This is a genomic window from Paenibacillus sp. LRG-1, assembly GCF_057220305.1.
Map to the genome: position 1 here is coordinate 3,665,904 of NZ_CM170126.1, position 14,072 is coordinate 3,679,975.

The 14,072-nt window shown below is 47.5% G+C and carries 16 protein-coding genes; all 16 read right to left on the reverse strand.

The genetic code is table 11. The features are described from left to right. Positions 1–147: 147 nt before the first annotated feature. Positions 148–999: a TlyA family RNA methyltransferase gene (locus ACUUJN_RS16315; protein ID WP_023989243.1), complete on the reverse strand. Its 852-nt coding sequence runs from the start codon at positions 997–999 to the stop codon at positions 148–150. A 76-nt stretch (positions 1,000–1,075) separates the two neighbouring features. Continuing rightward, positions 1,076–2,974: a 1-deoxy-D-xylulose-5-phosphate synthase gene (gene dxs / locus ACUUJN_RS16320; protein ID WP_023989244.1), complete on the reverse strand. Its 1,899-nt coding sequence runs from the start codon at positions 2,972–2,974 to the stop codon at positions 1,076–1,078. A 107-nt stretch (positions 2,975–3,081) separates the two neighbouring features. Continuing rightward, positions 3,082–4,005 (reverse strand): polyprenyl synthetase family protein, encoded by a 924-nt coding sequence (locus tag ACUUJN_RS16325; RefSeq protein WP_068941553.1) that lies wholly within the window; start codon positions 4,003–4,005, stop codon positions 3,082–3,084. Beyond that, positions 3,977–4,237: an exodeoxyribonuclease VII small subunit gene (gene xseB / locus ACUUJN_RS16330; RefSeq protein ID WP_013310814.1), complete on the reverse strand. Its 261-nt coding sequence runs from the start codon at positions 4,235–4,237 to the stop codon at positions 3,977–3,979. The genes ACUUJN_RS16325 and xseB overlap by 29 nt, the downstream gene beginning before the upstream one ends. Then, complete coding sequence (gene xseA, locus ACUUJN_RS16335; RefSeq protein ID WP_023989246.1) at positions 4,227–5,591, reverse strand: exodeoxyribonuclease VII large subunit; 1,365 nt, start codon at positions 5,589–5,591, stop codon at positions 4,227–4,229. Before xseA ends, xseB begins: the two co-directional genes overlap by 11 nt. 12 nt (positions 5,592–5,603) lie before the next feature. Further along, positions 5,604–6,461 carry a bifunctional methylenetetrahydrofolate dehydrogenase/methenyltetrahydrofolate cyclohydrolase FolD gene (gene folD / locus ACUUJN_RS16340; protein WP_023989247.1) on the reverse strand — a complete coding sequence of 286 codons (858 nt, stop codon included), beginning with the start codon at positions 6,459–6,461 and terminating at the stop codon, positions 5,604–5,606. Positions 6,462–6,498: 37 nt separating this feature from the next. Further along, positions 6,499–6,948 (reverse strand): transcription antitermination factor NusB, encoded by a 450-nt coding sequence (nusB, locus tag ACUUJN_RS16345; protein ID WP_013310817.1) that lies wholly within the window; start codon positions 6,946–6,948, stop codon positions 6,499–6,501. A gap of 135 nt (positions 6,949–7,083) precedes the next feature. Continuing rightward, positions 7,084–7,317, reverse strand: coding sequence for a DUF2273 domain-containing protein (locus ACUUJN_RS16350; protein ID WP_023989248.1), 234 nt, complete (start codon positions 7,315–7,317; stop codon positions 7,084–7,086). Positions 7,318–7,332: 15 nt separating this feature from the next. Then, on the reverse strand, positions 7,333–7,872 hold the full coding sequence (gene amaP / locus ACUUJN_RS16355; protein ID WP_013310819.1) for an alkaline shock response membrane anchor protein AmaP: 540 nt from the start codon (positions 7,870–7,872) through the stop codon (positions 7,333–7,335). Between the two features lie 73 nt (positions 7,873–7,945). Beyond that, the gene (locus ACUUJN_RS16360) at positions 7,946–8,359 is read right to left on the reverse strand and encodes an Asp23/Gls24 family envelope stress response protein (RefSeq protein ID WP_028540595.1); all 414 of its coding nucleotides are present in this window, start codon (positions 8,357–8,359) and stop codon (positions 7,946–7,948) included. A 125-nt stretch (positions 8,360–8,484) separates the two neighbouring features. After that, complete coding sequence (accC, locus tag ACUUJN_RS16365) at positions 8,485–9,828, reverse strand: acetyl-CoA carboxylase biotin carboxylase subunit (protein ID WP_023989250.1); 1,344 nt, start codon at positions 9,826–9,828, stop codon at positions 8,485–8,487. Between the two features lie 61 nt (positions 9,829–9,889). Next, on the reverse strand, positions 9,890–10,381 hold the full coding sequence (gene accB / locus ACUUJN_RS16370) for an acetyl-CoA carboxylase biotin carboxyl carrier protein (RefSeq protein ID WP_023989251.1): 492 nt from the start codon (positions 10,379–10,381) through the stop codon (positions 9,890–9,892). Positions 10,382–10,519: 138 nt separating this feature from the next. Further along, positions 10,520–11,344 carry a SpoIIIAH-like family protein gene (locus tag ACUUJN_RS16375; protein WP_053325695.1) on the reverse strand — a complete coding sequence of 275 codons (825 nt, stop codon included), beginning with the start codon at positions 11,342–11,344 and terminating at the stop codon, positions 10,520–10,522. Between the two features lie 62 nt (positions 11,345–11,406). After that, positions 11,407–12,048 carry a stage III sporulation protein AG gene (spoIIIAG, locus tag ACUUJN_RS16380; RefSeq protein WP_023989253.1) on the reverse strand — a complete coding sequence of 214 codons (642 nt, stop codon included), beginning with the start codon at positions 12,046–12,048 and terminating at the stop codon, positions 11,407–11,409. Between the two features lie 16 nt (positions 12,049–12,064). Next, complete coding sequence (gene spoIIIAF, locus ACUUJN_RS16385) at positions 12,065–12,835, reverse strand: stage III sporulation protein AF (protein WP_023989254.1); 771 nt, start codon at positions 12,833–12,835, stop codon at positions 12,065–12,067. A 39-nt stretch (positions 12,836–12,874) separates the two neighbouring features. Continuing rightward, the gene (gene spoIIIAE, locus ACUUJN_RS16390) at positions 12,875–14,065 is read right to left on the reverse strand and encodes a stage III sporulation protein AE (protein WP_023989255.1); all 1,191 of its coding nucleotides are present in this window, start codon (positions 14,063–14,065) and stop codon (positions 12,875–12,877) included. Between the last annotated feature and the right edge of the window lie 7 nt (positions 14,066–14,072).

The window sequence follows — 14,072 nt, forward strand, 5'->3', positions numbered from 1 at the left end:
CACCTCATGGACATATTCTAGGACAAGATGTAAAATTCCTTTTCCTTTGTACATCTCATTATAGGCGAACGTGAGTTCTATAATCAATCCCTCACACCAAAAAGAGGTTCCCTTAAGTTCACAGAACTCATGGAGAACCCCTGAATGTTACTTACGCGATGGACCATTATTAAAAGTCTGCCCTGCTTCCTGAACAGTACGTTCAATTAGTGGTCTGAAATCCATCTTCTCCAGCTGCGATTCTGCAGCAGGAAGCCCATCCAAACGCCAATGCGCTAAAAATTCAATATTGCCTTCTCCACCTGTAATAGGCGAATAAGCCAAACCTTGCAGCGTAAGTCCAAGCTCATGCGCAAACATCAGAATGGTCTGCAACACTTCTTTATGCGTAGCAGGATCACGGACCACACCGGATTTTCCGACCTTTTCGCGTCCAGCTTCGAATTGCGGCTTGATTAGAGCTACAATATCAGCAGGTTGATGCAATAAGGCAAGCAACGGGGGCAAAATAATACGTAATGAAATAAACGAAACGTCAATACTTGCGAAATTCGGGACAGAACCATTCAAATCCGCAGGTGTCATATATCTGAAATTCGTTTTTTCCATTACGCATACTCGTTCATCATTACGAAGCGACCAATCCAGCTGATTATAACCCACATCAATGGCGTATACGTATTCCGCTCCATGCTGAAGTGCACAATCCGTAAAACCTCCAGTGGACGAACCAATATCCAGCATTGTCCTGCCCTTCATATCCAGCTCAAATTGACGAATGGCCTTCTCTAGCTTTAATCCTCCACGGCTTACATACGGATGCACCGAACCCTTAACTTTAAGCTCGCTGGCGCGTGGTACCTTCATACCCGCTTTCTCTATCCGTTCGCTGTCCGCCAGCACTAGACCAGCCATAATCGCAGCTTTAGCTTTTTCACGGCTTTCAAAAAAGCCTTGTTCTACAAGTAATACATCAATGCGTTCCTTCGGAACAGACATGTTAATCTCCCTTTAGGCAGCCAGGCTGCTCTTGTCATACTTTTTATAAACGTCATGGTCTTCGCTTCAAGTTACCCTATACGGACTGTCCCATGCCATATGCTGGTTCAGCAGCCCATTTACGCAGCTTTAAGCATACATCTTCAATGGTAAGCCCTACTTCAGCACGCTGCTCTTTAATGGAGCCATGCTCCACGAACAGATCGGGAATCCCCATTAGGCGCACCTGCGCCTCTTGTATTTCGGCTTTGGCGTAAAATTCCAGTACAGCGCTACCCAAGCTTCCTGCTTCAGAAGCTTCTTCCAATACGATCAGCTTCGTATGCTGACGAGCCAGCTCACGCAACATATCCTCGTCCAAAGGCTTCAGGAAACGGGCATTCACTACGCCCACTTGCAACCCTTCACGTTTCATCGCCTCCGCAGCCTCTGTCGCCACCTGGAGCATCGGTCCTGATGCAATTACAGCAAAGCCCTCACCCTTACGCAGGAGCTCCCAACTGCCGATGGAAATAGCCTGTAATTCTTTATCCAACGGCACGCCAACCACATTAACACGCGGGTAACGATAAGCAATTGGACCGTCTTCATAATCGAGCGCTGTTTTCATCATATGGCGTAGCTCGTTCTCATCCTTTGGCATCATAAGCACAAGATTCGGGATATGACGTAAGAATGCCACATCAAACACGCCATGATGAGTTTCTCCGTCAGCCCCAACAAAACCTGCACGGTCAATCGCGAACATTACGTTCGCATTATGACGACAGATATCATGCACAATCTGGTCATAAGCACGCTGCATAAAAGTCGAATACACCGCAAACACCGGTTTCAGCCCTTCCATTGCCAACGCAGCACACATGGTAGCTGCATGCTGTTCAGCAATGCCGACGTCAATCATACGGCTAGGAAACTCTTTACTAAACGGTACCAGTCCTGATCCACCAGGCATAGCAGGCGTGACCGCAACGATGCGCTCATCCTGCTCAGCCAGCTCAATCAGCGTTCGGCCGAAAATTTCCGTATACATCGGATTACCTACAGCTTTGAGTACCTGACCCGATTCAATCTTGTAAGGGCTGATTCCGTGCCATTTGTGTGAATCTGCCTCTGCAGGTTTATAGCCCTTGCCCTTGGTGGTTACGACATGCACCAATACAGGGCCAGTGACATTATCAGCCTGCTGGAAGGTTTCGATTAGCTTCGGCAAATCATGCCCGTCCACTGGACCGAGATACGTAAGTCCCAGTTCCTCAAACAGTACACCAGGCACCATCATATATTTAAGACTGTCCTTGACACGGCCAGCCGATTTGGCAAGTTTACCGCCGATCGCGGGTATTTTTTTCAGCAAAACTTCCAGCTCATCTTTTGCTCGCAAATAATGACGGTCCGAGCGGATTTTACTCAAATAATTATGCATGGCCCCCACATTAGGTGCTATGGACATTTCGTTGTCATTCAGAATGACCATTAAATTTTTGCGCTCATGTCCGATATGATTCAACGCTTCGAAGGCCATCCCCCCAGTCAACGCGCCGTCTCCGATCATTGCAATGACTTTATTGTCCTCGCCCTTCAAATCTCGAGCCAAAGCCATTCCCATTGCGGCCGACAGAGAAGTGCTGCTATGACCGGCTTCCCAAACATCATGCTCACTCTCGCTTCTTTTTACAAAACCACAAAGTCCATCACGCTGACGAAGTGTATCAAAACGATCCATTCGCCCTGTCAATATTTTGTGTACGTAGGCTTGGTGCCCAACGTCATAAATCATCTTGTCCTTCGGACTGTTATAGCAATAATGCAGGGCGATCGTGAGCTCAACCACTCCCAGATTCGATGCCAGATGCCCCCCAGTCACGGACAGCTTCTCAATCAAAAAGCTCCTGATTTCCTCGGCCAGAGAAGCCAACTCCTCAACCGACAGTGATTTCAGATCGCCTGGTTGCTTTATGTGTGGAAGCAGCACGCATATCTCCCCGCTTTCCTTCAAGTTTGTGTGTAAAGTTAACAAGTATTATATCACACTTTTTGACTGTGCTTAAACGCAGACAAGTCAAAACAGCTCTAAGGCAACTAATGATCACGCTTCATCAGGTAATCGGCTATCTCCAGCAAACGAGAAGAATCGGGAATACCGCTCTCTGTTATCACTTTTTTAGCAGATGCGGTGAGTTTCTCCACCTGCTGCAAAGATGCGTCCATACCAATGAAATACGGATAGGTAACCTTCTCCTGTTCAACATCACTTTGCGTTTTCTTACCCATTTTGCTCTCATCGCCTATGAGGTCCAGTATATCGTCCTGTATCTGAAAAGCCAGCCCCAAGTCTCGTCCAAAACGGCGAAGCGCCTCTAATTGACTCTTGTCCGCCCCACCAATCCGTCCACCTGCCAAGAGCGAGAAAATAATCAAATCAGCAGTTTTATGAAGATGGATATATTCCAGTTCCTCGATCCCCGTCATTCCTTGCTCGCCTGACATATCGGCAACCTGTCCGCCTACCATGCCCCGCGCGCCACTCATTTCGGACAAATCCTCGACAATGGACAATAGCGCATCGGATGAAACACCGTGACGCCGTCCTGCTTGCACAATGCTGTAAAAGGCATGGGTCAACAAAGCATCACCCGCAAGGACAGCAACCGCCTCGCCGTATACCTTATGATTCGTCAGCTTACCTCGCCGATAATCATCATCATCCATGGCTGGCAAGTCGTCATGAATGAGGGAGTACGTATGTACCATTTCTACCGCACATGCCACTGGCAGCGCAGCTTCCCTACTTCCACCGAATGCTTCAGCAGCAGCGATCACAAGCAGAGGCCGCAGCCGTTTTCCGCCTGCGGTGAGTGAGTAATTCATGGATTCTCGAAGAACAGCGGGAATGTTCCAATCGACCGGGAACTGCTCGATCAGTGCGGATGAAACTACATCCGTCGTCCCGGTCAAATATTCCTTGAACGACGGTCTATTCAAGCCCTTCACCGCCGTTTTCATCCAATCCACCGCCAAAAGGCTTCTTGCGCAAATCTCCATCCTCTTCCACGATCATTTCAATTTTACGTTCAACCTGCTCCAGCTTCTGACTGCAAAGCTGAGACAGCTTCATCCCCCGCTGGAACAAATCAATGGCTTGCTCCAGAGGAACGTCTCCATGCTCCAGTTGTCCGACAATTTCTTCAAGAGCGGCCATAGCCGCTTCAAAATTCAATTCCGTTTCATTCGCCACCGTGCTTCGCGTCCTCCTTCATTCCCCATACTTGGCAGTCCAACTGCCCATCACTTACTTTAATCTTGATGGAATCTCCCGGCTGTACGTCTTTGAGCGACTTAATTAGCCGTTTCTCCTGCTCATCGTATACCAAGCTATAGCCTCGGGCCATGACTTTGAGTGGGCTCAGCGCATCCAGCTGACGAATTCCCGTGTGCAACTGCTGCCGTCCCGTTTTCGTAATAGCACGCATCGCAGACTCCAGCTGACGTTGCGCCATATCCGTCTGCTTGCGTGCCGAACGAATTTGTTCACGCGGATTAAACCGCTCTAGTACCTGACGCATACGTGCGTTCTTTTCTGCGTTCAAACGCGAACGGTTACCCGCTGCGCGAATCAGCCGCTGATGCAGCATGTCCATTCGCTCTGCATGCTGTAGCATATAACGGCGTGGGTGCAGCAGAACTGGTGAACGCTGAAGCCTCGCCAAGCGTTCACGGCTGGTTTCCAGCCGCTGCCGGAGGGCGTTGCGCAACCGTTGCTCACGTTGGAGCAGCTGATCCCGTAGCTCTGCCTGATTAGGCACAGCCAACTCGGCTGCTGCGGTTGGCGTTGCCGCACGCAAGTCAGCCACAAAATCGGCAATAGTAAAATCCGTTTCGTGTCCAACTGCCGAAATAACCGGAATGACCGATGCGTAAATGGCGCGCGCAACCGCTTCCTCATTAAAAGCCCACAGTTCTTCCAACGAGCCACCTCCCCGTCCGACGATCATCACCTGAACCTCTTGCATACGATTCATAGCTTCAATTGCCTTGATTATCGAGGGTGCGGCACCTTTTCCTTGTACGAGCACAGGATACAACACAATTCCAGCCTGCGGGTATCGCCGTTGAAGTGTCGTAATAATATCACGCACAGCCGCTCCGGTCGGTGACGTAATCACGCCAATGGTTGCCGGATGGGCAGGGAGATTACGCTTACGAGCAGTATCAAACAGTCCCTCTGCATCCAGCTTTTGCTTGAGCTGTTCGTAAGCCAGATAAAGGCTCCCTATGCCGTCAGGCTGCATTTGAGTTGCATAAAACTGATATTGTCCATCTCGTTCGTACACGGATACGTTTCCCCGGGCAATAACACGCGTACCTTCTTTCGGTACGAAAGGGAGCCGCTGATTATGGGTTGCAAACATAATCGAACGTATGCGACTCCCCTCATCCTTGAGCGTAAAGTACATGTGACCACTCGAATGATGCGTAAAATTAGAAATTTCCCCGCGTATCCATACATCAGACAGCACCTGATCCGATTCCAGTTTCATCCGGATATAACGATTCAGGTCCTTTATAGAGTAAATACGTTGTTCAGCCACAGGCAGCTGCCCTTATGCCAAACCGTGCGACCGCTTGGCCGCTACAAGCGTATTTTGCATCAGCATCGTAATTGTCATCGGGCCTACTCCGCCGGGAACAGGCGTAATCGGACCAGACACTTGCTTCACGCTCTCAAAATCAACGTCCCCCGCCAACTTTCCGTTCTCCAGACGGTTCATCCCCACATCTATCACTACCGCTCCGGGCTTCACGAACGAAGCATCAATAAAGTTGGCTTTGCCGATCGCAACGACTAAGATATCCGCTTGTCGACTTAGATCCGCGATATTCGCTGTACGGGAGTGGCACATCGTAACCGTAGCATTTTCACGCTGCAACAATAAAGACACTGGCTTGCCTACGATATTACTGCGACCAATAACTACCGCATGTTTACCAGCTATCTCCACTCCAGCACGCTTGATTAACTCAATGACTCCAGCAGGAGTACAAGGCAATAGACTATCGTCACCGATTACCAAATTTCCTACGTTCACCGGATGAAATCCATCCACATCCTTCTCCACTGCAATCGCGTTAATGACAGCTTTTTCATGAATATGCTTTGGCAACGGCAGTTGTACCAAAATTCCATGGATAGTACTTTGATGGTTCAGCTTGTCCACCAGTTCCAGCAATGCTTCCTGCGAAGTATCTGCTGTTAACCGGTGAACCTCTGAGTAATAGCCGAGATCATGGCATGCCTTTTCCTTGTTTTTAACATATACCTGCGAAGCGGGATCTTCGCCTACCAATACAACAGCCAGTCCCGGCTGAAACCGGTGCTCTTTCAGACGAATGACCTCTTGCTGAATGCTTGCGCGAATATCCTGAGAGATTTGTTTACCATCAATGATCGGTGCTGACATGTTTATCCACTCTCCAACCTGATTCAGTAGTCTCTACTTAAAAACGTGCTTTCAATTGCTCCAGTTCTTGAATCACTCGTCCCAGTACACCATTAACAAATTTACCGGATTCCTCGGTACCAAAGTGCTTCGACAATTCAATCGCTTCATTAACAGCTACCTTAGCTGGAACATCCTCACGGAAAATCATCTCATATGCCGCAAGTCTCAAAATTTGACGATCTACACGTGAAAGTCTGCTGATCTGCCAGCCTTTAAGATAATCCACCAACAGCCCATCAATGGCTTCCTTGTGCTCCCACGTACCCCGCACATGCTCCAAAACATACGCTCTTAACACTGCCGCGTTTTTAACGACAACTTCCGCTTCGTTTTCCTCAGCGGCTTCCTGAAGCAACATGTCCACGGCTGCTGCCGCATCCACTTCATTCATTTCCATATGGTACATACTCTGTACCGCTAATTCCCTCGCCAGACGTCTTTTCATGCCCTGCCTCCTACGCTTGCCTATATCTATTTTTCATTCTAACCAATTTCCACAAAAAAACCTGTGAACGCATCCTCCAAAACGTTGGGCGCAAAGAAGCTACAGCTCTATTTTGGAGAACACGTATCACAGGGTTCATTTAAAAGGACGCCAACGCTGCGACAACCAATCGCCCCATTCCTTCCAAGGGAGGAATGAACCAAGCGCTGAATCGCTACGTCTTCCTAGCGTATATCCGATGAACACCATCAATGCAAAGAACAACATATTCCAAAAGCCTGCCCACAAATAAATAAAACCGAAAAAAATACCAGCCGTGATCCCCATGATCCGGCCCTTGTAACTTCCCCATATTTCTTTCCAGGGCATCAGGGAAAATCACCTCTATTCCACACGACTCTTAAAGCTGGGTGACTGAGAAACATTAGCGATGTACACCGACACATTGGACACAGGAATTCCTGTAATTTCTTCCACATGATCGTGTACCCCCTTTTGTACCTCGGAGGTTAACACCGGAATGGAGCTTTCCCCGTCTACAACCGCCCGAATCGTAATATCAAGTCCCGATTCCAACACGCGAACGCGTGCTTTCAAATCCTGCATCCCGCGAAATCGGGAAGCTGCTTTGAGGCACAAATTTTCAATGGTGTCCACTGAAATCTGAATGTCACCATATTCCGTTCGTTGATCAATAGAATGCTGTACGGTTTGGTTCCGTCGAATAGAGATATAAAAAAAACGAAGACTCAATAACAACAGAACCCCTGCAATAATCAGGCTGGTAAACCACACCACTCGCTCATCCTCAATACTTAAAACATACGGAATGGCCCCGCTCAGGAGGAGGATGGCGAGAATGGAAATAATTCCGATACTTAAGCTGTACAAGAACAGCAGAAGTCTGTCCATAACTTTAGCCACGAAACGCACAGCCTCCTTAAATTAGAGTAAACCCTCGACCCATAAGGGTCGGGGGTTTGTACAAAGTATCGCTCTATTTAACCCGTCCGGCGCCCAGCACTTCCGGCTCTTCTACTTTTTCGGCACTTTTGAATTGAACATCATGAATTTGCACGTTCACTTCAACAACGTTAAGACCTGTCATGTTCTCAATCGAACGCTTAACATTATGCTGAATAGCAGCAGCCACCTCAGGCAGACGGTTACCGTACTCAATAATGACGGAGACGTCTACAGCAGCTTCACGCTGTCCGACTTCCACTTTTACACCTTTAGATAAATTTTTGCGGCCTAGCAATTCGGCAAACCCACCAGCAAATCCGCCACTCATTCCCGCAACGCCCGGTACCTCAACGGTAGCCAGTCCGGCAATGACTTCAATAACTTCTGGGGCAATTTGAATCTCCCCAATTTCTGTACGTTCGAATTCGGTTGGCACTGTGCTCATACCTTCAACACCTTTCGGTCAAAATAAGTTTCATTCCAGCTTTGGATTTCAAAGCAGACATGCTCACTTATTATCCATACTATATCATTTGGCGTTCATTATGACAAACTGAGGAAATATACCGATTAAACTTCGTTTTCCTCCAAAAATTTAATATCAAAATCGCCTTTAATAAAGGTAGGATGCTCTAGCAAGCGCTGATGAAAAGAAATCGTTGTGGGTATGCCCTCAATAGCAAACTCAGACAAAGCCCGCTTCATTTTGGCAATTGCATCTTGCCGTGTAGGTGCCCACACAATCAGCTTGGCGATCATAGAGTCATAATAAGGAGGAATGCTATAACCTGGATATGCTGCGCTGTCTACCCGTACTCCAGGACCGCCTGGAGGCAGATAAAATCCGATTTTACCCGGTGCAGGCATAAAATTACGATCCGGATCCTCAGCATTAATACGACACTCTATCGCCCAGCCATTGATGGTGACTTCTTCCTGCGTAAAGGAAAGCGGATGTCCTTCAGCGACAGAAATCATTTCCTTAATCAGGTCTACACCAGTAATCATTTCTGTTACTGGATGTTCTACCTGAATACGTGTATTCATTTCCATGAAATAGAAATTATTGTCCGGGCCAAGCAAAAATTCGAGAGTACCTGCACCAGAGTATTGAACGGCCAAAGCTGCACGAACAGCTGCCTGACCCATTTCTTCACGAACATCCTGCGATAGTACAGGACATGGTGCTTCCTCCAATAACTTCTGACGACGACGCTGCACAGAGCAGTCCCGTTCGCCCAAATGGGCAACATTACCATGCTTGTCCGCTATGATCTGTATTTCCACGTGTTTCATACCGGTCAAGTATTTTTCTAGGTAGACACCCGCATTGCCAAATGCTTTTTGCGCCTCCTGCTGAGCGGTAGTGATTTGCTGAATGAGGTTATCCTCATCTTCGGCGATACGAATACCTTTACCTCCGCCACCTGCTGTGGCCTTGATAATTACCGGATATCCGATATCACGTGCGATGCTGATCGCATCCTGCAAATCCTCAACCAGCCCGTCTGAACCCGGAATAACCGGAACTCCGGCATCCTTCATGGTCTGCTTGGCTACGGCCTTATCTCCCATTTTGTTAATGGCTTCAGGAGAAGGACCAATAAACGTAATATTACACGATTCGCAAATTTCAGCGAAGTCTGCGTTTTCCGCCAAAAATCCGTAACCTGGATGAATGGCATCACATTCAGTCAATGTAGCAACGCTCATCAGATTCGTAAAATTAAGGTAGCTGTCCTTAGATAGTGTCGGTCCGATACAGTAAGCCTCATCTGCGAGACGCACATGTAACGAATCCTTGTCAGCTTCCGAATATACGGCAACTGTCGAAATATTCATTTCGCGGCAAGCGCGAATGATACGAACCGCAATTTCTCCACGATTCGCAATCAATACTTTTTGAAATGTCATGACTTTATCCTCCCTGGGAGTAGTCTTGCCGAACCCTCAAAAGAGGGTTCAAACAAGCTTTTTACTCCGGTTTCACAAGGAACAATGGCTGGCCATACTCGACCAACTGTCCGTTTTCGGCCAAAATTTCCACAATTTCGCCCTTCACTTCAGCTTCCAGCTCGTTCATCAGCTTCATCGCTTCAATGATACATACCGTTGTTTTTTCGCCCACTTTGCTGCCGATACTCACATACGGAGCCGTATCCGGAGATGAAGAACTATAGAAAGTGCCTACCATCGGAGATACGATTTTATGTAGATTGCTTGCATATTCCCTCGATTCCCCAGCAGTTGCAAGTCCAACATCGGACTGTACTTGTGGATTTGGAATAACAGCTTGTGGTGCCACTGCATAAGCAGGTGTTGCCACAGGAGCCTGTACCGTAACGATCTCGCTTTTGCCCGGTTTCCGGATCAACAGGCGAGTTCCTTCATTTTCAATTTCAAGCTCATGCACAGACGTTTCATCCACCAGCTTGATCAATTCCTTAATCTCGCTTAATTTAAACATCTCTATTAATCACTCCTTCAGCATTTTGCCGGTTGCTGATAACATTGTTGAAACAGCTTTATGTATTATATCACAATCATTAAAAATAGAAAGAGCCCGGAATAATGCAGAAATCCGGGCTTTTTCGCGTTTTTTGTCTTATTGTGTAACATACTGGACACTGATCTTATCCTGCGTTACATTCAGTTCCTTCATGACTTTATCGACAATTGTTACCGCTTGCTTAGCATCCAATTTTTCACTCAGAACCACTACTTTGTATTTATCAGCATCTTCCTCACGGACGACCGCATTGGCGAACTGCTGCTGAAGCTCTTCTTCAATTCCAGTAATTTTAGCCTGCTTATCTTCAAGTACATGTAATTCCTTTTGAGCCTCAGCAGCTTTCTTTGGTGTGCTGTCGTTCATTGCGGTAGTCAGTTCATCATTTTTCTTCTGATTTTCCACATCCCGTTCCAGCAAATAGTTGTCAATCACTGCTGCTGCTGTAGGTTGGGCAGCTTGATCGGTTGCCACTTGATCCAGTACCTGCTGGTCGGTTTTGGCTGTAGAGGTTGCTTTGTCGTCACTTTGTGCTGTCGCGTCCGTTTTAGTCGCAGTTGTGTTTTGATCGGATGTCGCCGGTTCAGTAGTAGGGGCAGCTGCCGTATCTTTATCGCCTTTTGAGTTTTCCGTTGCTGGGTCAGTTGTGGAAGCCGTATCCGATTTTGTGGAAGTTGCTGATGCTCCATCAGTTACTTCGCCATTCGTCACTACTTCATTTACCTTCAGTTCGTTCAATTGTTCCTCTGCCTTCGTCGTTGCTTCCTGTGCGGCATCCTGCTTAACCTTGCTCACTTGCTCACTATCGGCTACTGGTGGATTTGCAGGGCTCGAGTCCTCCGTAAACAAATAATACGCAGACAGCACGACCATTAAACTCAGCATGGACACCAGCCAAACGGTTTGTCTTTTATTATTCATGTTCCGTCCTCCATATTCATTAATGGTTTAAAATATAAACTTCTTTGTTCCTCAATTCCATATTATCCCTGCTTGCGCGGTACGACTGAAATTTTGTAGGAAGGTACATTTAGTCCCTTCTGTACAGCATCGACAATTAGCTGCTTCACTGTAGGGTTTTCTGCCCCCATAGCCACAACAAGCACTCCCCTCACCTGCGGTTTTACTTTTTTTGTCACAATCGGGGTGTGCTGACCACCTGATGACTCATAGGTGACAATCTCGCCATCACGTGTATATTGAGTAGTGTGCCGTTGTCCACCATTGGCGTCCGTCTCGTTGTTCTCTTCCTGCATATCTTTTACATTGCGTTGAACGATAACTTCTTCGGTGGAATCTACCGTAACCATGACATCGACGGTTCCTACGCCAACAATCTGCTCCAGCATCTGTTTCATATTGTCCTCAAAAACCTTCTCGATCCCGGCAAAGGAACTTTCTTCACCTGTTGTTGTCTCTAATGTAGGCTCATTTTTCATCACGCCAGGCGGCTCACGCCCTACGTTTTCTGGATCGACCTTTTTCACATTAACGAATGAATTAAAAAGCATGATCGCTACACCGATAAGGCCAAGTATAAGCAGCCAACGAAATGAGTTGAATCTTTTCGCCCCATCCGCCCCTCCACCCAGCCATCGCTCGAGCTTTTTCAGCCATTTGCTCATTTCTGCTCACCTCCTGTTACCATTCATGTGTTCCATCCTGCGAAGAAACCACCTGAACATTTTTGCTGTCTATCCCCCATTTTTCACGTAGAAGTCCTGTAATTAAGTCAAAAGCTTTCGTATCCGTTGGCTTTCCGTCCTCAGCAGTTTTATCAGGATTACGATCATCTTCTCGCGTTCCTTCATTAAAATCTGAAGTTTTTGTATGTGTCGGCTCCACACGAATATTCACTGTCTTTTCGGCCACAGGCTCCACCATAATCGGCTTAGCATCTGCACCAGGCGAGACGTCTGTGTTTTTCTTTTCTTTTTCTGGCTGCTGCTCCGCCAATTTGACCACTACCGACTGGACACCCGTTCCTGCCTCCAGCCCCGATTCCTTCTGTTGAATCTTTGCAAGGGTAACCTGGACCGACTGAATTGCTAACCCAGTATACTGTTCCAATTGTCCTTTCATTTCCTTAGCTACCTCTTTGCCAGCCCATTGCATGGAGCTTTGTTCTTGCTGTTGCTTTAACTGGCTGCCTTTTGCCAAAATCTCCTCCAATGTCGGTTCCCTCTTGCCTGTCTCAGCCTGACGTTGAAGATCCAATGCTCGCCCTAAAACCTCGGAGGGGCTGCTGCTCAGTAAGCGCACGACCGGAGACAGCAACGTCAGCAGAATAAGCAGGCTGAGAACGAGTTTGACATACCTTTCCATAGATCGGCTCGGTAAGATCATATCGACAAAAGAAGCCAGCAACACGATTAGCACCAGTTCCTTAAGCCAACCTCCCAGCCAGGTCACGTCACTCCCCTCCCCCCTTGTTGGTTTACGTGCATTGGTTCACCTCATCATGACCGTCATATTTCCTGCTGCGAGCATGATTGTAATCGCAAGGAAGGACATTAAACCCACTGCCGCCAGTGCCGCGAAAACATAAATCATGCTCTTGCCGATCGCATCGAGACATTCCACGATAGGCGTATCACCCAAAGGCTGCATGATCGCTGCTGTCACTTTATAAATGAGAGCCAGTGTCAGAATCTTGAGAGCAGGAAATGCGCACAGGAACAAAATAATAATGACTCCTACCAGACCAATGGCATTTTTAACGAGCAGCGAAGCCGAAATGACTGTATCTGTCGCATCTGCCAACGCCTTGCCGACCACCGGAACAAAGCTACCTGTAATATATTTGGCTGTGCGGATCGTTAATCCGTCAGTAACTGACGATGTCAAGCCTTGTACCGAAATGACTCCTAGAAATATGGTCAGCAACACTCCCAGCACTGCTACTCCAGCGTTCCGCAACAGATCGGCTAGCTGGGTCAGTTTGTATTTGCCTGTCAGCGAGTTGACCAAGTACAGCACAGCCGAGAAAAACAGTAGCGGGAAAACCAGCGTATGAATGACTGTTCCGACTGTGTTGATCATAAATACAATCAGCGGGTGGGTCACCGAAACTGTTACGACGTTACCCATCGAGGCTAACATGGTAAACAACAAAGGCAACATTGCCATCATGAAGTGAATCATACTATCAATCGCTTCTTTGGCATAACCAATCGCTACACTAAAGCTATTAATCGCCAGAATGATAATGACCATGTATACGATAGCGTAGGCCACTTTGCTGACCTGTTTGCTTTCAAAAGCACTTTGCAGCGTTTCCAGCACCATACTCATAATGCTGAGCATGACGATGGTGACGAGCAACTTGGCATTTACCCGGATTTCATGGATGAAAAAATCAGCTATAGCGCTCAATACACCCTTTATGCTGAACCCTTCACCGCCTGGAAGCAGCATGTCCATGAAGGAAGGCGTTTTCTGATCAGGGAAAAATCCGCCGTATTGCTGCATGAGCCCGTCCCAATAATGTTCTACTTCATCTTTGGGCATTTGCTCCGCCTGCTGTCTGATCCATTCGTTTGTCGGTGTATCTGCAAAGAGGACCGCAGCTGAGGCACACCAGAGACATAGCAGCAACATTGCAATTACTTTGAGATTCGGCATGCCCCCTAGCCTTTTCATGGCATCA